The following is a 24,185-nucleotide window of genomic DNA, read 5'->3' as shown; positions in this document are numbered from 1 at the left end:
ATGTCTTTTTGTGGGTCCCTTTTGTTGGGTGAAGGTTCAGGAGGTCAGGACTGCAGGATCTCCTGAATCTCCTGGCGCTGTTTTTCATAGACAGCATGCTCTGGAAGCTGGTTCAGCACCTTTTGCAGGGCATCCTGGTAAGCGTGGTCAAAAGCCTGATCTGCTGGAAGTTGCACGTCGGGCTCCACGCCTGTGCCTTCCCAGTTGGTGCCAGAGATGGGGTTGATGGCCCGCCCGGTGGGCACAAAAACCGTGAAATGCTCATGAACCTTGACCGATCCTCCTGGGTGGGCGCCTCCTCCGGTGGTCTCTCCGACAATGGTGGCCCGTTTGAGGTTCTTGAGGTTGTAGGTGAATTCTTCTGCTGCAGAAAAGGTGTAATTGCTGGTCAGCAGGTACACAGGCTGGTGCAGCAGGCGTTTTCCGGGAACATAAGGCAACGTCCAGGTCTGGTGGGTCTGGTCTGCTGGGCGAAAATAAAAATTGTTGAGGTGGGTGACCTCCTCAAAAAGGTAGGTGCTGATCAACTGGATCATTTCGGGGTCCCCTCCCCCATTGTTGCGCAGGTCAATGATCACAGCGTCTGTGTGGGCCAGAAATTGCATGGCAGCGATGGCGGTTTCTGCTGCAAAAGCTGCGGCAGCAAAAGCCCGCAAATCCAGGTAACCCACATTGCCGTTCAGGCGTTCCACTTTGTAAAACCCGTAATTGCTGAGGCGTTGCTCTTCTTTCAGCCATTTGACCACCTCAGGTGAGGGCGGATCAAAATTCAATTCTGGAGCGCCTGCCGGATGGTAACGCATGCGGATGTGCCGGTCTGCAGAGACTTCCAGCAGCACTGCCGTGACCTGTTTTGCGAATTCTTCAGGGGTCTGGCAATCCTGAAAACGCCCTTGCTGAACATGGGCTTTGAGGTCTGCAGCGATCTGCTCTCCCCTGTCTGGAAAAACATAATGGCTTTGCAGGCGGTCTGCAGCGGTGTGGATGATGCTGGCAATGCTTTCTGGATTCAGCTCTGAATTCAGCACAGATACCCCATTTTCGGATGGATTTTCTGGAGTATATTGCCCGGGGCTTTATGGGCACATCGGCCAGACGGCAGATCCCCTGAAAACAGAGGGTTTACATTCAGGGGAAAGGCTGCACCCGATCCAGAAACCCCCGTCGGGCACGGCGCACCATGGGCACCACCTGAACGGGCACAGGGGTGCAGGTCAGCAAATTCAGCACCAGATGGCTGGAGGGGCATTGCGGGTCTGCACAACCCAGCAGCACCAGATCCACCTGATGCACCTCGATGGCTTTCAGCACGGCAGACATGGGCTGGTCCAGCACCACCAGTTGTTTTGCAGGGTACCGGGCACCTGCAGCCAGCGTGGACAGCAGGGTTTTTCCCGATGCAAGGTCATCGGGGTTTTCTGTGGCATACAGCAAAATCACTTTGCTGCCCAGCAGACGGGACAGGTCAAATGCGTGGTGCACGCAATTTTCACTGGCCGGATCATCCGCCACAGGAACGAGGATTGTGTTGAGCATCGGGCACCTCCAGGGACACAGGTCCTGTTTTCAGGATAAGCAGGGGTGTTACCATGTCATTACCAGAGGCTGGCTTTGCAGCGCCGTAATGGTCCTGTAATGCCAGATGTGCAGCATAGAGACAGAGGCATGAAGCCCAATCTCAGAACAGGGCCTGACCGTCCAGGAGCCAGAATGACACACCTCAGCATCCGCACTTTGGGACAGGCCCACATCAAAATGGGAGACCAGCAGGCCCAGTTTCATTCCGAGCCTGCACGCGAACTGTTTTTTTACCTGCTGTCCTTTGTGGAAGGGCGCAGCAAAACAGAGATCCTGAGGGATTTGTGGGGTGAGGAGGAATCCCCCACCGTCAACAACCGCTTCCGGGTGACCCTGCACCGGGTGCGCAATGCCCTGGGCACCCCGGACAGCATTCAGGAGCAATATGGGCGTTACCGGGTGTCCCATGAGGTGCTGTCCCAGAGCGACCTCTACCAGTTCTACATTCACCTGCAGCTGTCTGAACACCACACAGGACGGGAGCGCCTGAAAATCCTGCAGCAGGCCCTGTCCTGCTACAACGGCAATTACCTGGAGGGCTTCCAGCAGGACTGGGTGTTTCAGGCCCGCGAGGAGCACAAAACCGCCTATGTGCGGGCCTTGCTGGAGCTCTCCATGCTGTACTGCACAGAAGGGCAGTGTGAGGCCACCGTGCATGCCCTGTTCCGGGCCCTGAAATCGGACCCATTTATTGGGGAGAACTACCACCAGAAATTGATGACCTGTCTGTCTGTGGTGGAGGACCGTTATGCCGCCATTGAACACTACCGCCGTTTCCTGCACTTTTTAAAAAACGAACTGCAGGACACCCCCATGCGGGACACCGTGCAGCTGGCCGAGCGCATCAAGGATGGGGAGGCCATCTGCAAACGCCTCCAGAACCCCGGAGACACCGAACCCGGCATGACCGACCGCTGTCCTTTTACATCCAGTGGGGATTGTCCGGGAATCCTGCAAGCAGAACCCTTTGCAGACCTGCCAGAATTCCATTGACCTGAACACTTTCAAGACCACCCGCAAGACCACCCGGACCTGTTTCCGGGTGGTTCTGGTAATGGCCTGGTAACTTCCTGACCGCACCATGAGGGCACAGGCAACACCAAAGTGACCCGGTGAAGCCGCCAGGAGGCCCCCATGAAAATCGGAATTGTTGGTGCAGGAACACTGGGTTCAACCGTTGCTTACGCTTTGCTGGGCAAAACATGGTGCACCCGGCTGGTGCTGGTGGACCGCGACCCGGTGCGGGCACAGGCCCAGCTGCTGGATTTGCAGGGCACCTCATCTTTTGCCCAGGTGACCAGTGGCACCTACCAGGATTTGCAGGATGCAGAAGTGGTGGTGTTTGCTGCGGGTCTGGGTCAGCACCCTGACCATGAACTGTCCGAGCTGCTGGAAGACAACGAGGCCCTCTTGCAGAACACCATCAGCCAGGCGCTGCAAGTTGTACCAGATGCAGTTTTTCTGGTGGCCACCCAGCCTGTGGATGTGATGACCACCCTGGTGGCCCGCATGGTTCCCACAGAGAAACAGGCGCAGGTGATTGGGCTGGGCACCGCACTGGACACCTTCAGGTTGCGTGCCCTGATTGCTGAACATGCCGGGGTGGATGCCAGAGACGTGCAGGCAGAAGTGATCGGTGAGGCAGGGCGCTCTGCAGTGGTGGTGTGGTCCCAGGCCAGAATTGCGGGCCTCCCGCTGGAAGCTTACTTTGCAGACCAGCAGATGCCCTGGAACAACGCCATTCGCAACGAACTGGCAGATGAGGTGCGCCGCGCCAGCGTAAACATCCTGCAAGGCAAAAGCGCAGTGTCCTACGGGGTGGCAGATGCCATTGCACAGGTGGTGGAAGCTGTGGCCCTGGAGCAAAACCGGGTTCTGACGGTGTCCGGTCTGGATGCCCGCTGGCCCGTGGCGGTGTCCCTGCCCCGTGTGCTGGGCAAAAAAGGCATCCAGCGCAACCTGCAAGTCAGGCTTTCCATGGCCGAAAGCACCCTGCTCAATGCCAGTGTGGAAAGTCTGCTGGAAGTGACAAAACGCCTGCAGCCTGCCTCAAACGCATAAAACACGCATCAAACAGAAGACCTGCCCCATCAGACACCATTCAACTGAGGGGCAGGTCTTCTCGCTTTCAGGGGATCAGCATCAAAACCCATCCTTCAGGCGCGTCCAGACCGGGATTGAAAGGGTTTCTGTGCTGCCATGAGAATGCTGGTGCGGCCCACAAAGGTGCGCAGCAGATCGGTGACGGTCAGGATGCCCACCAGCCGTTCTCTGGGGTCCAGCACCGTCAGGCCGTCAATCTGCAGGTCCAGCATTTTGCAGGCCGCTTCCCGCACGTCCCGACCGGGACGGATGGTCACGGGTTCGGTCATGATCCTTTCCACATTGAGCCGTTCCAGCAGGTAAGACACCTCGAAGATGGTCAGGGCACCGACATCTGAAGGCAGGGCTTCTTTGAGGTCCCGGTCGGTGAGCATGCCAATCAATTTGCGGTCTTTGACCACAGGAAGGTGGTGAAACCCTCCTGCTTTCATCACTGCTGCAGCTTCCGGCACACTGAGGTCGGGGGGGACCGTGACCGGGCTTGCCGTCATCACATCACGTACTTTCATGCGGTGCCTCCTGGGGTCAGCTTAAAAGCAGAGGGTTACCAGAGCATTACCAGACGGCATCCAGCCCATGCAGGGCCATCCGTAATGGGCTGGTAATCTTTGGCGCTTACTGTGATTGCGACGGGGACTGGGAGCAGCCCCCACAGAAGGAGAAGACCATGACCGTGACATGGAAAGTGCCGGTTCCTGCCTTCGTGACCAATCGCAAGCTGATTCGCTGGGTGCAAGAGATGGTGGAATTGTGCAAACCCGACAACGTCCACTGGTGCGACGGATCCCAGCAGGAAAACGATGACCTCTGTGGTCAGATGGTGAAAGCTGGAACCTTCATCCGGCTGAATCCTGAAAAGCGCCCCAACAGTTACCTGGCCCGCTCTCACCCCAGCGATGTTGCCCGCGTGGAGGACCGCACCTACATTTGCAGTTTCAGCAAGCAGGATGCAGGTCCCACCAACAACTGGATGGCCCCCCAGGACATGAAGGCCTTGCTGCTGCCCCTCTTCGATGGCTGCATGAAGGGCCGCACCATGTATGTGATTCCCTTCAGCATGGGACCGATTGGCTCTCCGATCAGCCACATCGGGGTGGAGATCAGTGATTCGCCTTATGTGGTGGTGAACATGCGCATCATGACCCGCATGGGCCGTGCAGTGCTGGACGCCCTGGGAGATGGGGAGTTCGTGCCCTGCCTGCACTCTGTGGGTGCCCCCCTCAAAGAAGGACAGCAGGATGTGCCCTGGCCCTGCAACACCGAAAAATACATTGTGCACTTCCCAGAAGAGCGCATGATCTGGAGTTACGGTTCAGGTTATGGCGGAAACGCACTGCTGGGCAAGAAATGCTTTGCGCTGCGCATCGCCACGGTGCTGGCCAGAGAGCAGAACTGGCTGGCAGAGCACATGCTGATCCTGGGTGTCAAGGACCCAGACGGCAACAAAACCTATGTGGCCGCCGCTTTTCCAAGTGCCTGTGGCAAAACCAACTTTGCCATGCTGATTCCCCCCAAAACCTTCCAGGAAGAGGGCTGGGAAATCAGCACCGTGGGAGACGACATCGCCTGGATCAAACCTGCTGCAGACGGCAAGATTTACGCCATCAACCCTGAAGCTGGTTTCTTTGGCGTGGCCCCCGGAACCAACACCGAGAGCAACCCCAACGCCATTGCCAGCATCCAGGAAAACACCATCTTCACCAATGTGGCCCTCACGGACGATGGGGATGTGTGGTGGGAAGGCCTGAGCAAGGAAGCCCCTGCGCACCTGATCGACTGGACCGGGCAGGACTGGACCCCGGACTGTGGTCGCAAAGCCGCACACGCCAACAGCCGTTTCACCGCTCCTCTGAGCCAGTGCCCCTCTGTGGACCCGGCTTATGATGATCCCCAGGGTGTGCCCATCTCGGCCTTCATTTTCGGGGGCAGGCGCAGCAGTGTGATGCCGCTGGTGTACCAGTCTTTCAACTGGAATTACGGGGTGTATGCCGCTGCCACCATGGGTTCGGAAATGACTGCTGCTGCTTTTGGACAGCTTGGAGAGGTGCGCCGCGATCCGTTTGCCATGTTGCCTTTCGTGGGCTACCACATGGCCGATTACTTCAACCACTGGCTGAACTTTGGGCGCAGCCTGCCCAACCCACCGCGCATTTTCAATGTGAACTGGTTCCGCAAAGACGAGAACGGCAAGTTTGTGTGGCCCGGTTTCGGGGAGAACATGCGCATCCTCAAATGGGTGGTGGAACGCGCCAGAGGCCACGCTTCCAGTCTGGAAAGCCCGCTGGGATGGGTTCCCCGTTATGAAGACATCGACTGGCGGGGTCTGGACTTCTCCGAAGAGCAGTTCAATGCCATCATGAGTGTGGACCGGGACGTGTGGGAAAAAGAGATCTCGGGACACAACGAACTGTTCATGAAGCTGTACGACAAACTGCCCAAGGAATTCATTTTCATCAAGGAATTGATTCTGTCCAGCCTCTGGCGGGCACCAGAGCACTGGGAACTGTTCCACAGTTGACCTGATTGCGCTTTCTTCTCCGGGGGCGGCAACAGGTGCCACTCCGGAGTTGTTTTTGTGAGGGCGTGTACAGTGTGGATCAAGTGTGGAATTGCAGGAATTGCACATCCAAAATGACACAACCAGGAGGAAAACATGGTTGCTCTGCTGATTGAAAATTCGCTGCTGGTGGTGTTTGTCACGGCAATTCTGGGGCATTTGCTCGGACAGGTGAAAATTGCAGGCTTCAGCCTGGGGGTGGCCGGGGTGCTGTTCGCCGGGCTGCTGGTCGGGTCCCTCAGCCCGGACATCAAGCTGGACAGCAGCATTTATGAGCTGGGTCTGGTGCTGTTTGTGTACACCATCGCACTCGCCAGTGGGCCACATTTCGTGTCTGCCCTGAAAGGTGCAGGGGTCAAATACAACCTGCTGGTGGCAGGCATGTTGATTGTGGCTCCGGTGCTGGTGTTCCTGCTGGGCAAGGGGGCCGGACTGAAAGCCGGAGTGATGGCAGGTCTTTTTGCAGGCAGCCTCACCAACACACCTGCCCTCGCTGCAGTGCTGGAGGCCGTGAAGAACCGTCCTGAACTGGGAGATCCTGTGCTGGGGTACTCGCTGGCCTATCCGATGGGTGTGATCGGGGTGCTGCTGTGTGCCCACATCCTGCAGAAAGTACTGAAGGTGCGGCTGGACCAGGAAGCGAAAGACCTGCACATGCAGGTCGAAGAACTGGTGACCCGTGCCGTGCAGGTGAAAGGCACCTACACCCAGACCGTGCAGGAGTTGCTGCACGAGCACCACTGGAACGTGATGTTCGCCCGCATCTCCCGCAAAGGGGTGCTGTCTCTGGCCGAGGAGCACCTGGTCCTGCGTGAAGGGGATGTGGTGTCTGTGGTGGGTGCCCCGGAAGCTGTGGAAGAGGTGATCCAGCATCTGGGCATCCCCAGCAATGAGGTGCTGGAAGCAGACCGCAGCCACTTCGATTTCAGGCGGATGTTTGTGAGCCGGGAAAGCGTGGTGGGCAGACCCCTCAGGAACCTTCAACTGCGCAAAAAATTCGGGATCATCCTGACCCGTGTGCGCCGTGGGGACCGCGACATCGTGCCCACCCCGGACACCGTGCTGGAACTGGGGGACCGGGTGCGCGTGCTGGGCGAAACCACCCAGATTCAGAAGGTCAGCCAGTACCTGGGGGATTCTTACAAGCACCTCTCGGAGATCAATTTGCTGACCTTCAGCGTGGGTCTGGGGCTGGGATTGCTGCTGGGCATGGTGGTTTTCCCGCTGCCCGGAGGACACACCTTCAAACTGGGTGTGGCGGGTGGCCCCCTCCTGGTGGGTCTGATTCTGGGTGCACTGGGCCGCACCGGAAAACTGGTCTGGACGCTGCCTTACAGCGCCAACCTCACCCTCAGGCAGATTGGCGTGGTGCTGTTTCTGGCCGGGGTGGGCATCCGCAGCGGATACAAATTCGTCTCTGGGTTCAGCGGCATGGAAAGCCTGTACATCTTCCTGATTGGTGTGCTGGTCACGGTGCTGGTGGCCGGAGGCACCCTCTTGATCGGGTACCGCCTGCTGAAAATCCCCATGAGCATCCTGCTGGGCGTGCTGGCCGGGCAACAAACCCAGCCTGCCGTGCTGGCCTACGCGGGAGAGCAAACCGGCAACGAGGCCCCCAACCTGGGTTATGCCAGTGTGTATCCGCTGGCGATGGTTCTGAAGATCATTCTGGTGCAGGTGCTCTTGCTGCTGTGACCTGAAGCTCTTGAGCGAAACCCAGAATGCCACGCAATTTCCGTGGCATTTTGCGGATTGTGCTACCATGAGCTGACAAGTTTAAAGAAGCCTGGCAGCCCAATGGTGAAAAACGCCGGAATCTAAAGGGAAAAAGCCCCTTAGACTGACCTCAGGTGTCTTTCCCATTCGATTTCTTGCATGGTGCAAACCATGGGTGGTGTTCTCGTTGTGTCTGAAGTGGTGCAGGGGGCTGTACACCCGTAGGCCGGAGCCGCAAAGCTCCCCGGTAAAAGTCATCCGTTGGAGGGAACAACCATGACCTACAGTTCAGACCTCACTCCAGAAATCCGACGCGGCATGATGGTGCTCTGCGACAGGGGCATCCTGCGCGGCATTGTGGACACCGCCGAAGATGAGCACATCCAGATCACTTTGAATGCATCCGGTGAGCAGGTGTGGGTGCCACTCAGTTCCGTGCGCGAGGTGGAAGACGATGTGCACCTCAGGTGGAGCAACAAGGAACTGATGGACAACGCCTACCTCAGAAAACCCCTGCGCGGCTGAATCCTTTTCAATGCCACATCCCGGTTCAATTGGCCGGGATGGTTTTTCTCTTCTGGTGCGCCAGATGCCCGAGTCCTGCAGCAACCACCGCCAGCAAACCTGGCAACCAGAAGGACAGGCGGGCATTGCCTGCAGAGGCCAGATGCCCGATCAGCAGGGCTCCAAGTGGATTGGTCCCCGTGAAGATGTAGGCGTACAGGGAGGCAATTCTGCCCTGGTATTCATCGCTGGCTTTCAGTTGCACGCTGGCGTTGGTGGTGGTGGTGTAGATGGTGAAGCAAAATCCGGTCAGGAATAGCCCGATGCCTGCCAGCAGGGCCTGGCTGGAAAAACCCACCAGCACCAGGGAAAGCCCGAGTCCCAGTGCTCCTGCCAGCATGGTGCGGGTTCTGGGTTTGCTCAGGGTGGCAGAGGTCAGTGCGCCCAGCAGGGCACCTCCGCCAAAGACGGCAGAGATCAGGCCAAAACCGACAGCATCGGTGTGCAGCAAGTGGGAGGCCACAATGGGCAGTGAGACATTGAAATTCAGGCAGAACAGGGACACCACCAGCAGCACAATAAAAGGCATCTGCAATTCAGGGGTCTGGAAGGCATAACACAAGCCCTGATTCAGTTGCTTTATGAGGCTTTCTTTCTGAACACTCTTTTTGAGGGGGAACAGTTCTTCCGGGTTCATGCGGATCAGGCCCCAGACCACCGGCAGAAAGGCCAGTGCATTGATCAGAAAACACCATCCCGCACCCACCGAGGCCAGCAGCACCCCTCCCAGGCTGGGGCCCAGAATCCGGGCCGAATTGAAAATGGTGGAGTTGAGGGCCACCGCATTGGAGAGGTCTGATCGCTCCACACTCTGCCGGATCAGCACCTGTCTGGCCGGGTTGTTGAGCACGAGCACGAGGCCGCGCATCAGAGCAATGCCGTCCATCCAGAGCACCGTGAGGTGGCCCGTAAAAGACAGCAACGCCAGCATGGCTGCACAGAGCATGGCGATGATCTGCGTGACCACCATGGTTTTCCGGGCATCCAGACGGTCTGTGAGGGGACCACCCAGCAAACCGAAAACCGCGTAAGGTCCAAACAGGCAGGCGGTCATCAGTCCCACTTCTGCAGGTGATTGGGTGAGTTGCAGCACCACCCAGGCCTGGGCAGCATCCTGCAGCTTGGTGCCAATCTGGGAAATCACCTGTCCCTGAAACAGCAGGCGGTAATTGCGGTAGCGTTTCAGGCTGGCAAACGTTCTTTGCAGCGGCTGAACCGGGCGGGCACTGCTCATGTTTTCGCCTCAAGCAGGTGCTGCAAAGGTTCAATGGCCTGCAAGATGGCTTGCTGCTGGGCTTTGTCCAGCTGTTTCAGGCGTTCTGCAAGCCACAGGGCACGTTTTTCCCGCACCTCCTCGATGAATTTCTGGCCTTTTTCAGTGAGGTGCAGTTCGGTGCGGCGGCGGTCTCCTGTGGCTGGTTTGATGCGTTCAATCAGGTTCTGTCCTTCCAGTTTGTTGAGGTGCCCCATCAGGGTGGGACCGCTGATTCCTTCGGAAGCGGCCAGATCTGCAGCTGTGTAATGGGGGTTTTTCTGCATCACCATCAGCAGGGTGATTTGCACGCTGCTGACCCCCTCTGCCTGGGTTTCGCTCCGCAGCCTGCGGCCCAGTTTCAGCAGCACCGGGCGCAGCTGGTTGGCCAGTTGAAACACATCCAGCGGACCTTCTGTCATGTTCATATGATAGATAGGCGACCTATCTAATTTCAAGTCCCCTTCATGATGCGGTTTTCTGGGCATCTGGACAAATACACATTTGACTTTGCCCCTGCAAAACATGGACACTGAAAACAGTGAAAACATCTGTTCTGTGCGGGTTGGATTGGTGCTCTGTCTGGAAGAAACTGGAGGCCAACGCATGATGTTGCTGCGCCGTTCCTTGCGTCTGAACCTGATGATCGGGTTTGCGGTGGCCAGCCTGGCCGGTTTGCTTTCTTTTGCCCTGGTGATCCAGAACCTGAGCGTGCACTCCTTCCAGCGCAGTGTGGAGGAAAATGAATTCAACCAGTTTGCAGATGCTGCTTTGCGTTTTTACCAGCAACAAGGCAGCTGGGAAGGGCTGATTCCCAGAGACCGCAGGGATGCTCCCGGTCCAGCAAACAGAGGAAGACCCATGCCCCAGCGCTTCATTGGCGTGGTGAACACCGAGGGAGAACTGGTGTCCTCGGTCACCAACATGCAACCCGGTAGCCATCCTGACCTTGCTGCCTTCACCCTGAAAAAAACCCTGACGTTCAACAATCAGGTGATTGGAACGGTGTTCAAAGACACCCTGCACAATGAAGGCTCCTGGGGCCGCGAAGGTGAAGCCCTGATTGTCAGTGCCAACCGCACCCTGCTGGTGGCTGGAAGCATTGGTCTGGTGCTGTCCCTCTTGCTGGGCGCTTTTGTGTCCAGACAGTTGATCGGGCCGCTGGAACGCCTGACCCTGGCAGCCAGCACCCTCAAATTTGGCAAGAAACAGGATCCTGTGCCGGTCACCAGCACAGACGAGGTGGGCACCCTCACCGAAGCCTTCAACCAGATGAGCGACCAGCTGGTCAAAGCCGAGGTGCAGCGCCGCCAGATGATTGCCGACATCGCCCATGACCTGGGAACCCCCTTAACGGTGGCTTCTGGTTATGTGCAGTCCATGCAACAGGGCAAACTCAAAGCCACCCAGGAACGCCTGGAAGTGGTCTACGATGAACTTTTGCTGCTGCAAAACCTGGTGGATGATTTGCGCCTGCTCTCTCTGGCAGACGCAGGAATGCTCACGCTTTCCAGAGACCTGACCCCTCCAGAAACCTTGCTGCACAGCATCCAGAAAGCCTTTTCTTTCCGGGCCGAGAAGCAGAACATCCGACTGACGGTGCAGGTTGAAGGGAAACTGCCTGACCTTTCTCTGGATGTGGAACGCATGCGGCAGGTGCTGGGCAATCTGGTGAACAACGCCCTGCATTACACCCCGGAAGGCGGCGAAATCCGCCTGATCGGGAAAAAAGTGCAAGATGCTGTGGTTTTGCAGGTACAGGACACGGGAGTGGGGATCCCTGCAGAGAAATTGCCGTTTATCTTCGAGCGTTTTTACCGGGTGGATGAAACCCGCAGCCCGGAAAATGGCGGAGGATCTGGATTGGGATTGGCCATCGCCCGCTCCATTGTGGAATTGCACAGTGGCAAAATCTCTGCCCAGAGCGTCCTGAAAGAGGGAACCACCATCAGCCTGGAAATGCCCCTCTAAACGGCCTGCAAAACTGACACGTTTCTGAACGTCTGGCTGCATGAACAAAACCAGAAGATTGTTCCACAAATGTTTCTGCTGGCTAAAAATGCAACTGCAGCATCCTTCCCAGAAGATGCTGCAGTTCAGGCTTCATGCAACTCGGAATCTGTTCTGAACGCACTTTCTCTCTGTGCCTGTGCTGAAACCTCGCAGATCTGTTCGTGAGGTGGGTTTATGCGACTCACCAGAGGTTTAAAATCTTCTCCTCAAATTGCCACAAATCGCTTCTCAGAAAGCAAAAACAGGTTCAGGGTGTTGTCATGGGGCAACCCCTAAACTGGAATCAGGATGAAGTCCAGGCAGGAGGTAAACGTGACCAGCATCCACAAATCTTTCCAGGTGGGAGACGAAGTCAAAATCATCGAAGGCCGCTTCCAGGGATACGAAGGGAAAATCCAGAGCTATGACCCTGTGGCAGACGAGTACCTGGTGGTGTACGGTGATGAACGCAGGTCCCATGCAGGACACTACCGTCCTGAAGAACTGAGCAAACTGCAAGCAGAATCCGCACCCGCATTGGGAATGGGGTGCTGCCAGTCCTGCCAGTTCTACCGGCCTTTGCAGTATCTGGAACAGCTGTATTTTGCAGACCATCCCAGAGATGGCCAGTGCACCCATCCCCACATGACGGACCTGCAAGGTCAACCTTTCTGGGTCAGGGACGAGAAGAATTTCGGCTGCCTGCTGCATCAGCCAGACCTTTGACACTCCTGAATAACGTGCATTGATTGCACAGCTGCAACTGCCACAGAAGCACTGTGCTGTTGTCCTTGCAGGACGTACGCTAAAGCATGTCCTCCGAGCGCACCCTCAATGTGGATCAGCCCCGACCAGCAGCCTCTCCCCTGCAGCTCTTTCTGGTGTTCCTGTATGTGGGCGTGACTTCCCTGGGAGGAGGTCTGGGCGCACACATTTATGCTGCCATCCGGGCCAGACGCTGGACCGATGATGCCACCTACAGTGAGGCCTTCACGCTGGCCCAGTTGCTGCCAGGGTCCAATGCAGGCAATCTGGCCGCGTTTCTGGGCATGCGCCTTTCTGGACGCTTTGGGTCGTTGCTGGCTGTGCTGGGGTTGCTGCTTCCCGGATCAATCATCATTGCTGTCCTGACCGTGCTGTATTTCCAGCATGGATCGGTCTTGCCCCCGGTGGTCAGCAGTGCCCTGAAAGGTGCCTCTGCAGCCGCTTTTGCCGTGATGGTCAGCGCAGCTTTGCCCATCCTGAAAACCGCAATGCGCTTAAAGGCAGGTCCAGTGCTGATCCTGCTCAGTTTTTTGCTGCTGGGACTGGCAAGGCTGGACATCCTGCTGGTTCTGCTGCTGGTTTTGCCTTTGGGATTGTGGATTCACCGCCCCAGCACAACCGAAAAGGCTGCAGACCATGTCTGAACTTTTGATGGTCTTCCTGGTGTTTGCCCGTCTGGGCTTGCTGTCCTTTGGTGCAGGCAACCTTGCAGAGATGGAAAAGCAACTGATTCAGGTGCACCACTGGATCACTCCAGAGCAGTTTCTGCATGGATACACCCTGGGCCAGTTTGCACCGGGACCCAATGTGCTGGCTGTTTATTTTTACGGGTACGCCCACCTGGGACTGCTGGGAGGCATCACGGCACTGGCTGGATTTTTTGGTCCGTCTGCCCTGCTGGCTGCCCTGTGTTCGGGCCTCTGGAACAAACTGGGCCACCACCCCTGGCTGAAAACCTTCAGGAATGCCCTGCTACCTTTTGGAGGAGGGGTTTTGCTGGCGATCCTGCTGATTCTTTTCCGTGGAGCCATCACTGGATGGGGGCCTTTTCTGATTGCAACTCTGGCCTTTCTGGGCCTGATGAAACTGAAATTGAACCCTGCAATGGTGGTGCTGGCGGGGGCTGTGGTCGGGGTGCTGCTGGGACTGTAAGCACCCATCAAATTTATCGTTCTGCACAATAAATTTTCCAGATGGAGCATTGTACCCCAGAGAACATTCTGGCCGTATTTTGCCGGCAACATATTATGCTTAAAACAGAATTTATGCTATAATTTTCATATGAAGCTAGGTCTTGATCCGCAACACCCACAACCCATCAAACTTGGCAAAACCTCCGTCAGACGCAACCGCCACGGACAATTTCATGCCCTGGACGCTCTGGGAGCCCTGGGGCTGGAACAGACCGCTGAAACCCTGGAAAAACTCCAGAATGAACACCACCTGACCCTGCGCTACACCGACTTCGGAGAGGGCAAAGAAGCCGTGATCACCGGAGACGATTTCACCAAACTGGTTTTTGTGCTGGACAACCCAGAGGCAAAACGCCTGCGCCAGAAATCCCAGGATGTTTACCGCCGTTTCCTGGAAGGGGACATCCTGCTGGCCTCTGAAGTTGCAGAGCGCTCTGCTCACCCCGAAGACCGCAGGTGGCTGGCCGCACGGCTGGACAACATGGAATCCAGAAAGCGCTTCATGTCCACGGTGGCCAAACATGGCGGCGAGGGAGACATCTACCGCCAGGTCAGCAGCGTGTCCAACCAGAGCGTTCTGAAGATGAACTCCACAGAGTTCAAGAAGAAGCGCAAAGTCAAAAACACCCGCGACGGCCTCACCCCCATGGAATTGATCCGCCTGAGCTACCTGGAAACCGTAACCGCCAAAGACATCGACGAAAAAGGCCTCAAGGGCAACGAGGCCATTTTGAAGACCCACAAACGCAACGCCGAAACCGAGCAGCAGATGTGGGAGAAAATCCGTCAGCAGCAGGAAGAAAAAGTCAGAAAAGCCCAGTGAGCGCTCAAAAAGAACAGCCCGGAATCTTCCGGGCTGTTTGTGTTTTGTGTGTTGGGGTTCCTTCAGTTGAGGGTGACCGTGAGCACCACATCGGTTTCCAGGTCCACCGACGCGTTTCTGGTGGCCCGCACCCCAATCTGGTAACGGGTGGCCTGCCCCGAGAAAGCCTGCAGGGTGCCATCGTTGCGGTAGTACAGATCGCTGGCAGTCCCGGAGAGGCCTGTGGCACTGGGGCCCAGTTGCACATCAAAGGTTCTGGGAGCCCCATCTCCATCTGCCTGCCAGACCAGGTCATAATCCGGCTGACCTCCAGAGACAACCAGGGACAGGCTGAGGTTGTCTGCCCCACCATAAGACACTTTCACCAGAAAACGCGGACCGTACACAAAGGTGTAAATGTTGGTCTGTCCCATCTGATAATCGGCGTTCAGGACATGGGGCGTGGGTTCATCGGTCATGAGTTGAACCGTAATGGCCTGGGCCTGGGCCACAGACCACCCGCAGAGGTGAAACAGCAGGAGTCGCAATGCTGTTTTCATGGTACCTTTCACAACAGGTTTCAGGGGAAAAGAAAACACAGACAGAAGCATGATACCCCTGTCTGTGTGGACCTTTCTGAGAAGATCAGTTGGCTCAGTTGGCGGTGATGGTGACGGTGATGTTGCCCGACAAATCGGTGCTGGCGGTTCCATCTGCCGTCACGGTGAACAGCACACTGGTGGCGCTGGCATTGTCAGCAGCGGCAGCACCACTGCCCACGTACACTGCACTGCTGCTGCTTCCTGCAGCCAGGGTGCCAGTCAGGTTGGCCACGGAAGAAGAGGTGCCCGCACCGTCCAGTTTGTATTTGAAAGTGTAGCCGGTCACGGAAGGCAGACCGAAGGAAAGGGTGAAGCTCTGACCGGAGACGGCATTGTCATAGCTGGCCAGTTTGAATTTCAGCAGGCTGCTGGCATCGGTTTCCTGGTTTTTGGTCAATGCTCCACTGCCGAAGGAGATGCTGGCGACGGCTCCATCGCTGCCGTTCACAGCGCTCAGGGCACCCAGGGCAACAGCAGGTTTGGTGGCAGAGGTGGACACGGAGGTGTTGGAGCTGGCAGCGAAAGCGGCGGAGGACAGCAGGGCAGCAGCGGTGAGGATGTGGGTCAGTTGACGCATGTTGGGCTCCTTGTGGCAAAAGAGAAGGACGAAGAATCCAGCAACGGCTGGCATTCAAGACGGAGGCGCAAACCAGCGATCTGGTGTGCTGTTGGCGTTTTGCTGTGGTCTTGAAACTCCTTGTCAAAAAAAGACCGTGCACTTGACAGTGACACGGCCACGGGGAACCCCTCTCGCAATGGAGGATGGTTGTGCTGAAGGCCGGTCGCACCACTGGCTCGTCCTGTACCAAGGTGCCCGGATAAGGCCACAGGAGTCATCGCTTCCTTGAGTTGTGATTTCAGTATAAGGGTGATCTCTGACACAGTTCTTACAGCACCCATGCTTTGATCACCTTGCTGTCACTTCTGATTGGTCTGGGTTCAAAACCCCCTGTTGCGTGTGTCAGTTGCTGGTGATGGTGGCAACAATCTGACCTGAAAGGGGTGCCCTGACCCCTTCCTGCACCTGAACAATGAATTCCAGTTTGACGGACCCTCCCAGGGCCGCAGAAGTCACCAGCTGACCATTGATCTTGCAGGCAAAATGGTAACCCGAAACCTGAGGTGTGGCCAGGGACAGCGTGCTGCTCTGGGTGGATGGTGCATTTTCTGGAGGCTGCATCTGCAGGGTGACGCTCTGGGTGTAGGTTTCACCAGGGGTCAGGGCCTGCTGTCCAGCCACAGGCTGAAAGAAGATGCTGTCTCCAGAAGGGGTGCTGAGGATAACTTCTGGCATGTCTGCATCCAGGGAGAGGGGCCTCAGGGCACCCACCCCAATGCTGGTGCTGGAAGAACTTGCACTCGCCAGAGGTGCCCAGCACAGCAGCAGAACCGTCCATTTTTTCAGCATCTCTCTTCCTTTCAGAAACCCAGATTTTCTGCTGGTGCACCAGGCTCAGGGCACCTCGAGGCTCCCAGCCATCTCCACCTGTTCATCTTTGCCATAGGTCAGGGTGGCAAAGACCCCGTAAGTTCCTGCAGCCAGCTTGTCTTTGATGGGAAGGCTGAGATCCACGGTCAAACCGGGCAGCAACACCGAAGCCATCTGGCTTTCCACCGTTTTGCCCTGCAAATCCACAATCCGCACTTTCAAGGAATAGCGTTCGTAGGCGGTGCCCAGGTTGGAGAGGGTGAGGGCCAGGGCAGTCAGCCCTTTTTCGGTCTGGCCTCCCAGGTTGTCGATGCTGATTTCATGGCGGGTGACCCCTGCCACCGTCACAGCAGTGACCATGGCGTAGCGGATCTTGAACCCAACCTGGTTTCCATTTGTGGTGCTCTTGTTGTCCAGGACATCCACCCCCACCACCCCCCAGTACCCACCCAGTGCAGTTTTGGGCATGGTGATCTGCACCGGAACCACCACGGTGCCTCTCGCTGGGATGGTGTATTCCAGCCGTCCAAAAGAGGCAATCCGGGAAAAACTGCCAGGAAGGGTTTTTGCAGGGATGTGCACCAGGGCACCATCAGGTTGCTGCATGTAGTCGTTCATGAACACAACAGCAGGCACCTCGGTGTCTCCGGGGTTGTTCAGCACGTAATTCACGGTGCGGGATTCACCGGGTTGCAATTCCAGGTCACGGGGGCCGGTGATGTTCACCTGGGCGGCAGCACTGCCCAGCAGCAGGGCAGCAATGGGTACAGCAAAAAGTGCAGCAATTCGGGTCATGGGAACTCCTTATGGACTGGGGGAAACGATCAATTGAGCGGATCGTCTGGCAACGGTGCCATTGGCAAAATGCACTTCCAGCTGGACGGCCAGCAGGCCTTCTGGGGTGGAGGGAACCACAAAAGCAGTTTCACAGCTGGTCTGGTCTGCACAATCCTGGGTTTGTTCCCATTCCTGTGCCCGCAACACCAGCTTCTGGATGTTGCCTTCTGAGGTGACTTTCAGGTGGGCCATGCTGCCTGCAGCCACCGTGAGGTTCTGCCAGGACAGCCTGAGGGGTGGGGTGGTTTTCTTGAGGGTGGGTAAGGCTGGAGCAGGCACGGTGAGCACCAGAGGTCCCTGGTTGGGGGCCAGCAGTTTGCGGATGGACCTGCCCTCCCCCACCGTGATGGTGTACTCCCCAATGGGCAAATCTTTGAACTCAAAGTCTCCTGAGGGCATGTCCACCTCCTTGAAGAACGTATCCGGGCCAGCCAGCGTGATGCGAACCCTTCTGGGGGTGGGATCGATGGGCAGGGTGGTCTGTTCATACTCCAGTTTGCCTTCCAGTTCAAAAGTGGGGATGAGCTGCACATTCAGGCTGTCTCCTGGATGGGTTTGCAGGGTGTTGACGGGAAGCGCTGTCCGGGGAGGCAGGGTGTTGCGGTCAATGGTGATGGTGCAAGGCCCCTGAAAACCCTGAAGCTTCGCCTTGCCATTGGCATCTGTGCGGGCAATCATGCCACACCCCAGCAGGGCCACACCTGCCAGGGAAGGCTGAAAACCTGTGCCCTGCACTTCCAGACGCACTGTGCGGGCAGATGGGTCCACTGCCGGACTGCCATTCAGCCAGGAGGTCACCTGTTCAGGAACCGCCAGTTCAAACTGGTAGGCCAGACGGGCAATGTAATTGATGCCCTCACGGGTTTTGCTGGCAGACACCGTCCCCACCCAGCCGCTGACATCCCGGTAATTGATGCCTGCAAAGGGCAACACCATCCATTCCCCAGAAATCCAGCTGGTCCTCACCCCTCCATTCAGGGAAAGTTCACCAGCGTCCAGCAGCGTGGTGTATTTGCCAGACAGATTGAGGTTGCCTGATGTGTTGCTGCGCACCGCACCTTCCAGGTTGAGTTGCAAAGGCCCCTGGGTGTAACTGGCATTTCCAGCAAGCTCTGCTCCAGTCAGGGCAAAACCTTTCATCTGCACCAAGGCATTGAACTGCAAAGTGAAATCTTGCAAGGGAATGCGGTAACTGGCCTGCACCTCGCTTTGCTGGTCCGGGCGATACATCCAGCTCCAGTCCGATTCCCGGTTGCTGTAGGTCATCTGGAAATCCCGCCACTGGTTGCCCTGCAGGTTCCACTGGCTGCTGAAGCGGTCCTGGCTGTCTGGAAGGGTCAGGTTGCCTTTCAGGAAAACGTCCCAGCCTGCAGGGCCATAAGCCACCCGTGCGTTTGCGCCCTCTCCTGGCCCACTGTACCCCAGCGATGAAACCCACTGGGTGGGCTGCCAGGGCGTGAATTTGCTGTTCCAGCTCCACTCTGAATTCTGCAAGGACGCCGAAAATTCCGGGGATGTGAACGCCAGATCGCTGTGGGCAGCCACCGACCAGTAAAGCTGTTCTTCCCGACCAGCAGATTTTGCACCCAGACGCAAACTGGTGGTGCGGGTGCCCCATCCTGCACCCACCTGCAGGCCGCTCAGGGGTTCACCACTGATGTACAGGCCTTCACCTGCACTGCCTGCCACACCAGAAGCAGGACCCGCACCGTAATTGACTGTAGTCTTGCCCACACCCCCCAGCAAACTGGGGCTTTGCAGGGCGGTGCCCTTCAGGGCCACTGCTGCAGACAGCCGCACACTTTCGCTGAGGTTGGCCTCTGCACGCAACTGGGTGCCCACAGGCTGCCCGGATTCTGTGCCAGCAGACATCTGGATTTTCACCCGGTAAGGGGCGTCTGTGCCCTTGACCCCTTTCAGCAGGATTTTCTTGCGGAGGGTGCTGGTGGGGGTCAGCAAACCGATTTCCAGCGTCTGGTCGGTGGCCTGGGTGGGGATGGGCAAATTGATGGTCCGTGCCGCGCCCGGGGCCAGCTCAAAGTCGGGAACCGCCTGCAAAGCCAGACTCAATTCCACATGGATGTGCGCTGGAATCACCCCGGTGTTGTGAATGTGAATGGGCACCTGCACGGTGTATCCCGGCAGGGTGGTGACCCCCTCTGGCACCTGCACTTCCAGTCGGACCCGTGGGGGAAGCTGCAAGACCACCTCCACCTGCTCTTTGCCCTGTGGCCCTGTGACATCGAAAACCAGAACCAGTCGGGTCAGGTCGCTGTCTCCCGTGACCTGCACACTGATGGGCAAAATGGGATTCTGGCTGGCAGACAGTTTTTTAGGGTGGTTGATCCTGAACCCTGCAGGCGGGCCCTGCTGCAACTCGCCTTCAGATTTCCAGCCCTGTAAGACCACAGACAGGGTTTGTCCTTTGAGGGTGGTGGGCAAAGGCACCATCAACTGGGTGGCCTGCTGGTTTTGCAACAGCAGTGGAAGGTCCACCTGGACAGCCTGACCCTGACCCGACAAGCACACGACTGCTCCCATCAGGGCAGCCGTCAAAAGGGTTCGGAAAGGGGTCAGGTGGGTCATGGTGTGCGTCACATTCCTTTGCGGGCAAAGGCAGACCGAGCATGAAACCACGCAGCAGAAGTTGCCGAAGGGATCAAGGCCGGTCGCACCACTGGCTCCTCCTGTGCCAGGTGCCCGGATACAGCACAGGAATCAACGCCTCCTCTTCCCCCTCATCTTACTTTTGCATTCTGACCAAAACCTCACTGAAAGCGGGTCTCTCAGGGCTTCAGTCGGAACTGCTGCACCTGTCGCTGAAAAGCCCTGCGCTGTTCTGGTGAGGGGGCCGCCCCATACCGCAATTCCTGATACAGCTCGGCAATGGAGAGGATGGTGTCAGCCGCTTCCGGGTGGGCCGCTGCCATCTGCACGGCATAGGTTCCGACCGGTTCTGCAGGTTCAGGCGGCCTGCTCAAACGACGGACAAAACGCTCGAAGACCCGCTGCAAATCGTCTGCATGCTGCACGGAGGGTTTTCTTTTGTACACCAGGAAAAACACAGCAACAGCAACCAGCACAACCAGCACCAGTGCGGTGCCCAGGGTGCCCAGCAAATTCACCAGGGCCTGCTGCTGGGTCAGGTTGTATCCGATGATCCACTGGTCCCACAGGAACTGCAGGGAGTCCAGCCGCAGCTGCAACTGGGTCAACCAGGAATTTTCTCCTCTGGCCACTGCAGGCAAAAAATCAGCATTTTGCAGGCTGGAAGCCAGTCCCTGCGTCAGGCGGGTGGGTGCAACGGCCGCAGTGGGGTCCACCCGGATCCAGCCTTTGCCTTCCAGCCACACCTCCACCCAGGCATGGGCGTCTGTCTGGCGCACAATGTAATACCCTCCATTCTGGTTGGGGTGCCCGCCCAGATAGCCTCCCACCACCCGTGCTGGAACCCCGGCTGCACGCATCAGGAAGGCAAATGCACCTGCAAAATGCTCACAGAACCCCTGCCGTGTGCCAAACAACAAATCGTCCAGCATGTTGGGACCAGACAGCTCTGGAGGGGTCAGGGTGTATTTGAAACCTCCATTGCGGAAAAAATCCAGGGCTGCCTCCATGCGGGCTTCTGGGTCCAGTGCGGTCCAGCTGTGGGCCAGGGTGCGGGTTCTGGGGTTGCCCTCTGCTGGGAGTTGCAGCTCAGCCTGCAAGCGAACAGGATCTTCATCCCGACCCATCCAGGCTTCTGGCATGGATTGCAAATCAAACCGCTGGCGCAGCGTGATGGGCCGACGCGACACGGCCTGCAAATTGGTGGTGACCTGCACCCGGTTGGATCCGCCCACAAAAGCATCCAGGGCCAGCACCCAGTTTTTTCCATGCGGTTCCATGGTGGTGCGGTAACGGATGGTTCTCCCTCTGGGAATGGTGTTGGGGAACTGGTAGCTGCCTCCCCAGAGGCGTTGCTGTTTCCAGTCCTGACCATCAAAAAACTCAAACACCGGTCCGCGCCAGTACAGCTGTTCTGGGGCCGGAGGCGGATCCAGAAATTCCACCCGAAAGGCCACAGAACTGTCCCGCACCACATTACTGATGCTTCCCGGACTGATTTCATCTGCAAGGCCAGATTTCCCATTTTGCTGGGCAGGCACAGCCCACAGGGGTCCTTCGGAACGGGGGAACACCACAAACAACACCAACGCCAGCGGCAAGGCCCGCCACAGCAGCGGGGCCATGCGTTTCAGGTTTTGCTGCAACGTGAAGGCATGGGACCTCAGGTGGGCAGCCACCCCAAACAGCAGAACCCCGATGACCAGGGTGTAGCCTGTGATCAGCACGTCTTGCTGAAAAAAATAACAGGACAGCAAGGTGAAAAATCCCATCAACACCAGCAACAGGGCGTCCCGCACATTCTTGCTTTCGTTGAGCTTCATGCCCATCAGGACCAGCAGGATGGCCGTTCCCCCATCCCGACCCATCAGGGTGCCAAACTGTCCCCACACGCCAGCCACAGCAACCACCAGCACCAGCGCCATGCCCAGAGGAGGCATCAATTTCCAGCTCCGTTGCACCACCAGCCAGCGCCAGCCAATGAGGCCCAGTGCCACACCCATCAGCCAGGGAGGCAGAAACAGCAAGTAGGGGGCAAACACCAGGGCCAGGGCCACCATCAGGGTTTTCAGGGGCCCTGCGGTCAGGGGCAACGAAGAAATCATGGCGTTCCTCTGGCGGGTTCTGCCGGAAATTCAGCCAGATAGGTCAGGCAGTGCTGACTGTGGCGCTCACCTGCACCTGCAGCGTCCAGACCCGGCCCGGTCAGGCGATAGTGCAACCCCATGCGCTGGGCCTGCACCACCCAGGCTGCCAGCCGGGACAGTTTCTGTTCGGTGCTGAGCGAGGCAGGCAATTGCTGGAAGGAAAACAATGCCGAATGGTCCAGATGGGTTTCAAATTCCTTGGTGAGCAGGTTGCCATCGGGCAGTTCACCCCGCTTCCAGGCCACCCTTCGCAACGTGTCTCCTGGCTGATACAGCCGCAAACCCTGGTATTCATCCTGCCCGGCTTTGCGGGCCCGCATTCCCGTGGCTTCCCCGGTTGTCTGCCAGGATGGAGGATTTTCTTCCAGGGCAGGATACACCAGCACCACCCGCTCCTCACCCGCCCGTGACTCTTGCACCCCAAAAAGCCCCAGAGGGTCACTTCCCTGCAAGCGCACAGCAGGCGCAGGCATCCAGCCCCGCCGGGCCGCCTTCAGCAGCACCTGCAAACGGGCTTCACCCTGGGCAGGGACCATGAGGGGCTGGCCCACTTCGCCGACCTGCACCCAGAGGTTTTCCCGCACCAGTGGGAGGGCATTGCGCACCACAACTTCCAGCAGCACTTCCTGTCCCACAAAAACAGCCGCGCTGCCCTGAAACTCCAACTCCAGGCCCTTCAGTTGACTGCGCGCCTCGATCAGGCAGACCACCCACACTGCAAACATCACAAAGCACAGAAAATAACCGGTGTTGAGCTGGTAATTGATGCACCCCAGCAGGGTGATCCCCACAAAACCCAGATAAGCCCAGCCAAACCGGGTGGGACGGGGCAGCCAGCGGTCTTTCATGGGATGGGTGTGGCTCCCAGCAAGGCCAGCACCGACTCCCTATGGGGCGTTCCGGTGGACCTCAGCACCAGACGGTGGGTGGCCAGGGCAGGAAACACCGCCTGCACATCCTCAGGGCGCACACTGGAACGGCCAGAAAGCCAGGCCCAGGCCCTGGACACAGCCACCAGACCCAGGGCAGCACGGGGGCTCAGACCGGCCTGGAATTCATGGTGGGTGCGGGTGGCCTTGAGCAACGCCTGCACATAATCCACCAGTGCAGGGGCCACATGCACCTGACTGGCCCGGTTCTGGGCGTCTTGCAGGGTGTCTGCACGCAGCACCGCAGGCAGGGTGCGCACCAGGTCTCTGCGGTCGGTTCCCAGCAACAGTTCCCGTTCCGCACGGGGATCTGGGTACCCCAGGGTGATGGTCAGCAGGAAACGGTCCAGCTGGGATTCGGGCAACGGAAAGGTACCGATCTGCTCCACAGGGTTCTGGGTGGCAATCACAAAAAACGGTTCAGGCAACTGGTGGGTCTGGCCGTCCATGCTGACCTGACGTTCTTCCATGGCTTCCAGGAGAGCACTCTGGGTCTTGGGGGTGGCCCGGTTGATTTCATCGGCCAGCAGCACCTGGGTGAAAATCGGACCCCGGTGAAACCGAAAAGTGCCTTCGTTGCGCTCGTACACCGTGGCCCCAATCACATCTGAGGGCAACAAATCGCTGGTGAATTGCACCCGCGCAAAATCCAGCCCCAGGGTGGCCGCCAGGGCATGGGCCAGTGTGGTCTTCCCCACTCCAGGAACATCTTCAATCATCAGGTGCCCACGGGCCAGCACGCAGGTCAGGGCAAGTTTGAGCTGCAGCTCTTTGCCCAGAATCACTTTCTGCAATTGGTCCAGCGCCCGTTCAGCCAGGGTGTTGCTTTCGGTCAGGGTCACATTCACCTCTTTTGGCACTTTCTGGCACCGTTCACAAAGGTGCTTAAAGGTTTGTACTCAGGGTGACACGTTGGGTACAGGCGATCACATCAACATCATGAAGAGGCGAAGGTCAGGTTTCACAAGAGACACCGTTGATTCATTTCTGTCAGGCAGCCCAACTGGATCTTCTCTCCAGTCTATCTTTGCTGCTCTGATTAAACCATCTAAAGCCTGACATTCTGCTTACACTCCTGACACACGGGTTTGCATCCAGCAGGCCTGTTGACT

Annotated in this window: 23 protein-coding genes and 2 riboswitches; of the genes, 10 read left to right on the top strand and 13 right to left on the bottom strand. The window is 57.6% G+C overall.

Annotated elements, in window-relative coordinates; genetic code table 11:
- Positions 1–44: 44 nt before the first annotated feature.
- Both IEY52_RS06635 and IEY52_RS06630 read right to left on the bottom strand, forming a co-directional pair.
- Positions 45–1,028: a S41 family peptidase gene (locus IEY52_RS06635; RefSeq protein WP_189001616.1), complete on the bottom strand. Its 984-nt coding sequence runs from the start codon at positions 1,026–1,028 to the stop codon at positions 45–47.
- A gap of 100 nt (positions 1,029–1,128) precedes the next feature.
- Positions 1,129–1,536: a universal stress protein gene (locus tag IEY52_RS06630; protein WP_189001614.1), complete on the bottom strand. Its 408-nt coding sequence runs from the start codon at positions 1,534–1,536 to the stop codon at positions 1,129–1,131.
- A 174-nt stretch (positions 1,537–1,710) separates the two neighbouring features.
- Between IEY52_RS06630 and IEY52_RS06625 the strand changes: the two genes are divergently transcribed.
- Complete coding sequence (locus IEY52_RS06625; protein ID WP_189001613.1) at positions 1,711–2,571, top strand: AfsR/SARP family transcriptional regulator; 861 nt, start codon at positions 1,711–1,713, stop codon at positions 2,569–2,571.
- A 141-nt stretch (positions 2,572–2,712) separates the two neighbouring features.
- Complete coding sequence (locus IEY52_RS06620) at positions 2,713–3,639, top strand: lactate/malate family dehydrogenase (RefSeq protein ID WP_189001610.1); 927 nt, start codon at positions 2,713–2,715, stop codon at positions 3,637–3,639.
- 95 nt (positions 3,640–3,734) lie between these two features.
- Here the strand turns inward: IEY52_RS06620 and IEY52_RS06615 are convergent, their stop codons facing one another.
- Entirely contained in the window at positions 3,735–4,190 is a 456-nt protein-coding gene (locus IEY52_RS06615) for a CBS domain-containing protein (RefSeq protein ID WP_189001608.1), read from the bottom strand.
- 158 nt (positions 4,191–4,348) lie between these two features.
- Between IEY52_RS06615 and IEY52_RS06610 the strand changes: the two genes are divergently transcribed.
- The 3 genes from IEY52_RS06610 to IEY52_RS06600 all read left to right on the top strand — a co-directional run bounded on the left by IEY52_RS06610 (position 4,349) and on the right by IEY52_RS06600 (position 8,479).
- Positions 4,349–6,199 (top strand): phosphoenolpyruvate carboxykinase (GTP), encoded by a 1,851-nt coding sequence (locus IEY52_RS06610; RefSeq protein ID WP_189001606.1) that lies wholly within the window; start codon positions 4,349–4,351, stop codon positions 6,197–6,199.
- A gap of 135 nt (positions 6,200–6,334) precedes the next feature.
- Positions 6,335–7,933, top strand: coding sequence for an aspartate:alanine exchanger family transporter (locus IEY52_RS06605; RefSeq protein ID WP_189001604.1), 1,599 nt, complete (start codon positions 6,335–6,337; stop codon positions 7,931–7,933).
- A gap of 297 nt (positions 7,934–8,230) precedes the next feature.
- Complete coding sequence (locus IEY52_RS06600) at positions 8,231–8,479, top strand: DUF2171 domain-containing protein (RefSeq protein ID WP_189001602.1); 249 nt, start codon at positions 8,231–8,233, stop codon at positions 8,477–8,479.
- A 25-nt stretch (positions 8,480–8,504) separates the two neighbouring features.
- Here IEY52_RS06600 and IEY52_RS06595 read toward each other — a convergent pair whose 3' ends face one another.
- A complete protein-coding gene (locus IEY52_RS06595; RefSeq protein ID WP_189001601.1) occupies positions 8,505–9,752 on the bottom strand; it encodes an MFS transporter in 1,248 nt (415 codons plus the stop codon).
- On the bottom strand, positions 9,749–10,192 hold the full coding sequence (locus tag IEY52_RS06590; RefSeq protein ID WP_189001600.1) for a MarR family winged helix-turn-helix transcriptional regulator: 444 nt from the start codon (positions 10,190–10,192) through the stop codon (positions 9,749–9,751). Before IEY52_RS06590 ends, IEY52_RS06595 begins: the two co-directional genes overlap by 4 nt.
- A 184-nt stretch (positions 10,193–10,376) precedes the next feature.
- Here IEY52_RS06590 and IEY52_RS06585 point away from each other — a divergent pair, with 184 nt between their 5' ends.
- From IEY52_RS06585 to ddrC, 5 genes are all read left to right on the top strand, one after another.
- Positions 10,377–11,741: a sensor histidine kinase gene (locus IEY52_RS06585; protein ID WP_189001599.1), complete on the top strand. Its 1,365-nt coding sequence runs from the start codon at positions 10,377–10,379 to the stop codon at positions 11,739–11,741.
- Between the two features lie 354 nt (positions 11,742–12,095).
- Positions 12,096–12,488 carry a KOW motif-containing protein gene (locus IEY52_RS06580; RefSeq protein ID WP_189001598.1) on the top strand — a complete coding sequence of 131 codons (393 nt, stop codon included), beginning with the start codon at positions 12,096–12,098 and terminating at the stop codon, positions 12,486–12,488.
- A gap of 86 nt (positions 12,489–12,574) precedes the next feature.
- The gene (locus IEY52_RS06575; RefSeq protein ID WP_189001597.1) at positions 12,575–13,171 is read left to right on the top strand and encodes a chromate transporter; all 597 of its coding nucleotides are present in this window, start codon (positions 12,575–12,577) and stop codon (positions 13,169–13,171) included.
- Positions 13,164–13,679 (top strand): chromate transporter, encoded by a 516-nt coding sequence (locus tag IEY52_RS06570; RefSeq protein ID WP_189001596.1) that lies wholly within the window; start codon positions 13,164–13,166, stop codon positions 13,677–13,679. The genes IEY52_RS06575 and IEY52_RS06570 overlap by 8 nt, the downstream gene beginning before the upstream one ends.
- Positions 13,680–13,808: 129 nt before the next feature.
- Complete coding sequence (gene ddrC / locus IEY52_RS06565) at positions 13,809–14,543, top strand: DNA damage response protein DdrC (RefSeq protein WP_189001595.1); 735 nt, start codon at positions 13,809–13,811, stop codon at positions 14,541–14,543.
- A gap of 62 nt (positions 14,544–14,605) precedes the next feature.
- Here ddrC and IEY52_RS06560 read toward each other — a convergent pair whose 3' ends face one another.
- The 8 genes from IEY52_RS06560 to IEY52_RS06525 all read right to left on the bottom strand — a co-directional run bounded on the left by IEY52_RS06560 (position 14,606) and on the right by IEY52_RS06525 (position 23,915).
- On the bottom strand, positions 14,606–15,082 hold the full coding sequence (locus tag IEY52_RS06560) for a hypothetical protein (protein ID WP_189001594.1): 477 nt from the start codon (positions 15,080–15,082) through the stop codon (positions 14,606–14,608).
- A 94-nt stretch (positions 15,083–15,176) separates the two neighbouring features.
- Positions 15,177–15,701, bottom strand: coding sequence for a hypothetical protein (locus IEY52_RS06555; protein WP_189001592.1), 525 nt, complete (start codon positions 15,699–15,701; stop codon positions 15,177–15,179).
- A 190-nt stretch (positions 15,702–15,891) separates the two neighbouring features.
- A riboswitch (cyclic di-GMP riboswitch) is annotated at positions 15,892–15,977 on the bottom strand.
- Between the two features lie 108 nt (positions 15,978–16,085).
- Positions 16,086–16,532 carry a hypothetical protein gene (locus IEY52_RS06550; RefSeq protein WP_189001590.1) on the bottom strand — a complete coding sequence of 149 codons (447 nt, stop codon included), beginning with the start codon at positions 16,530–16,532 and terminating at the stop codon, positions 16,086–16,088.
- Positions 16,533–16,577: 45 nt separating this feature from the next.
- Entirely contained in the window at positions 16,578–17,348 is a 771-nt protein-coding gene (locus IEY52_RS06545; RefSeq protein WP_189001588.1) for a hypothetical protein, read from the bottom strand.
- Between the two features lie 9 nt (positions 17,349–17,357).
- A complete protein-coding gene (locus tag IEY52_RS06540; RefSeq protein ID WP_189001585.1) occupies positions 17,358–19,976 on the bottom strand; it encodes a hypothetical protein in 2,619 nt (872 codons plus the stop codon).
- Between the two features lie 68 nt (positions 19,977–20,044).
- A riboswitch (cyclic di-GMP riboswitch) is annotated at positions 20,045–20,128 on the bottom strand.
- A gap of 48 nt (positions 20,129–20,176) precedes the next feature.
- Positions 20,177–22,102, bottom strand: a complete 1,926-nt coding sequence (locus IEY52_RS06535) for a transglutaminase TgpA family protein (RefSeq protein WP_189001583.1) — start codon at positions 22,100–22,102, stop codon at positions 20,177–20,179.
- Positions 22,099–22,992 (bottom strand): DUF58 domain-containing protein, encoded by an 894-nt coding sequence (locus IEY52_RS06530; protein WP_189001581.1) that lies wholly within the window; start codon positions 22,990–22,992, stop codon positions 22,099–22,101. The genes IEY52_RS06535 and IEY52_RS06530 overlap by 4 nt, the downstream gene beginning before the upstream one ends.
- Positions 22,989–23,915, bottom strand: coding sequence for an AAA family ATPase (locus tag IEY52_RS06525; RefSeq protein ID WP_189001579.1), 927 nt, complete (start codon positions 23,913–23,915; stop codon positions 22,989–22,991). The genes IEY52_RS06530 and IEY52_RS06525 overlap by 4 nt, the downstream gene beginning before the upstream one ends.
- Positions 23,916–24,185: the final 270 nt, after the last annotated feature.

The sequence above is a fragment of the Deinococcus roseus genome, assembly GCF_014646895.1.
Classification (GTDB): Bacteria; Deinococcota; Deinococci; order Deinococcales; family Deinococcaceae; genus Deinococcus_C; species Deinococcus_C roseus.
This window is presented reverse-complemented; position numbering and strand designations above follow the sequence as displayed.

What these genes read in the sequence shown, in the direction of transcription:
- IEY52_RS06630 (WP_189001614.1), bottom strand. Translation starts at nt 1,536, where the DNA reads ATGCTCAACACAATCCTCGTTCCTGTGGCGGATGATCCGGCCAGTGAA.
- IEY52_RS06625 (WP_189001613.1), top strand. Translation starts at nt 1,711, where the DNA reads ATGACACACCTCAGCATCCGCACTTTGGGACAGGCCCACATCAAAATG.
- IEY52_RS06620 (WP_189001610.1), top strand. Translation starts at nt 2,713, where the DNA reads ATGAAAATCGGAATTGTTGGTGCAGGAACACTGGGTTCAACCGTTGCT.
- IEY52_RS06615 (WP_189001608.1), bottom strand. Translation starts at nt 4,190, where the DNA reads ATGAAAGTACGTGATGTGATGACGGCAAGCCCGGTCACGGTCCCCCCC.
- IEY52_RS06610 (WP_189001606.1), top strand. Translation starts at nt 4,349, where the DNA reads ATGACCGTGACATGGAAAGTGCCGGTTCCTGCCTTCGTGACCAATCGC.
- IEY52_RS06605 (WP_189001604.1), top strand. Translation starts at nt 6,335, where the DNA reads ATGGTTGCTCTGCTGATTGAAAATTCGCTGCTGGTGGTGTTTGTCACG.
- IEY52_RS06600 (WP_189001602.1), top strand. Translation starts at nt 8,231, where the DNA reads ATGACCTACAGTTCAGACCTCACTCCAGAAATCCGACGCGGCATGATG.
- IEY52_RS06595 (WP_189001601.1), bottom strand. Translation starts at nt 9,752, where the DNA reads ATGAGCAGTGCCCGCCCGGTTCAGCCGCTGCAAAGAACGTTTGCCAGC.
- IEY52_RS06590 (WP_189001600.1), bottom strand. Translation starts at nt 10,192, where the DNA reads ATGACAGAAGGTCCGCTGGATGTGTTTCAACTGGCCAACCAGCTGCGC.
- IEY52_RS06585 (WP_189001599.1), top strand. Translation starts at nt 10,377, where the DNA reads ATGATGTTGCTGCGCCGTTCCTTGCGTCTGAACCTGATGATCGGGTTT.
- IEY52_RS06575 (WP_189001597.1), top strand. Translation starts at nt 12,575, where the DNA reads ATGTCCTCCGAGCGCACCCTCAATGTGGATCAGCCCCGACCAGCAGCC.
- IEY52_RS06570 (WP_189001596.1), top strand. Translation starts at nt 13,164, where the DNA reads ATGTCTGAACTTTTGATGGTCTTCCTGGTGTTTGCCCGTCTGGGCTTG.
- ddrC (WP_189001595.1), top strand. Translation starts at nt 13,809, where the DNA reads ATGAAGCTAGGTCTTGATCCGCAACACCCACAACCCATCAAACTTGGC.
- IEY52_RS06560 (WP_189001594.1), bottom strand. Translation starts at nt 15,082, where the DNA reads ATGAAAACAGCATTGCGACTCCTGCTGTTTCACCTCTGCGGGTGGTCT.
- IEY52_RS06555 (WP_189001592.1), bottom strand. Translation starts at nt 15,701, where the DNA reads ATGCGTCAACTGACCCACATCCTCACCGCTGCTGCCCTGCTGTCCTCC.
- IEY52_RS06550 (WP_189001590.1), bottom strand. Translation starts at nt 16,532, where the DNA reads ATGCTGAAAAAATGGACGGTTCTGCTGCTGTGCTGGGCACCTCTGGCG.
- IEY52_RS06545 (WP_189001588.1), bottom strand. Translation starts at nt 17,348, where the DNA reads ATGACCCGAATTGCTGCACTTTTTGCTGTACCCATTGCTGCCCTGCTG.
- IEY52_RS06540 (WP_189001585.1), bottom strand. Translation starts at nt 19,976, where the DNA reads ATGACCCACCTGACCCCTTTCCGAACCCTTTTGACGGCTGCCCTGATG.
- IEY52_RS06535 (WP_189001583.1), bottom strand. Translation starts at nt 22,102, where the DNA reads ATGATTTCTTCGTTGCCCCTGACCGCAGGGCCCCTGAAAACCCTGATG.
- IEY52_RS06530 (WP_189001581.1), bottom strand. Translation starts at nt 22,992, where the DNA reads ATGAAAGACCGCTGGCTGCCCCGTCCCACCCGGTTTGGCTGGGCTTAT.